At 40.1% G+C, this 903-nt stretch carries 1 protein-coding gene; it reads right to left on the reverse strand.

The genetic code is table 11. The features are described 5' to 3' along the window. Positions 1-35: 35 nt before the first annotated feature. The coding region (locus C200_RS15890; RefSeq protein WP_162180162.1) for a hypothetical protein at positions 36-903 on the reverse strand (868 nt) is incomplete at its 5' end.

The raw sequence follows: 903 nt of genomic DNA on the forward strand, positions 1-903 counted from the left end.
GTGCGTAAGGTGAGTTTATAATCACACAAACTGAGTTAGTGCCTACTTTGAGGCTGAGGGCTATGGGAATGAGAGGCATCATCGTCATCTCTTAAATTATGAGTATTTTCAAATAAACGAGGAGATTGACCATTAATAAACACCTGCCCCTGATTAACCATAATATTACTTGCACCGGCTTGGTGAAGGTTAACTGTTCTACCACCCAACCTTAAAACACGATTATTGCCAATTTGTACAGTAGGAGGTTGTTGATGCCTACGCTGGTCATGTGCTCTTACTTGCCCCTGCAAATCTGCGATACCGCGCTGTAAGCCTGCAACCTTATCAGCTGACTGTCGCATTTCTTGGCCTACTTGCCTATGTAAGCCTGTCATCTGACTTTGTAATTCAGTTATTTTATAAGGTAACCGTGCTTTTTCTTGCCTGATCTGACTTTGTAAATTTCTTATGCTCCACACCGGGTAAGAGACTTGACCTGCTTTTTCTAATTCTTTAAGTACACTCTCCTGCAAAGTTTCCAGATGATTTTGTAAGCTTGCAATTTCTTCGGGTGACTTTAATGGCATTCCTTCGCTTAGTTGTTTTTGCAAGCTATCAGCTTGACACTGTAAATTTTTAACAGTGCCAGAAGGCTGCTTTTCATCTCTCGCTTCTTTTACAATACGATCTTGTAGTTTACTAACATCCTTCTGTAAACCTACAGTTATTCGTGATGACCTTAATGTTTCTTCACTTATTTGCTGCTGTATACCTGTAATGCGCCTCTCTAACTCTCTCACTTTCTGAGTAGATTGATACTGTTCTTCTCTTACTCTACTTTGTAAGACTGTTAACTGCTCTTGCCTTACTCTCTCTCTTTGCGCTAATTGTTCCTCTTTATAACTAACGTGAGTTCGATAT

The sequence above is a fragment of the Piscirickettsia salmonis LF-89 = ATCC VR-1361 genome (assembly GCF_000297215.2).
Taxonomy (GTDB): Bacteria; Pseudomonadota; Gammaproteobacteria; order Piscirickettsiales; family Piscirickettsiaceae; genus Piscirickettsia; species Piscirickettsia salmonis.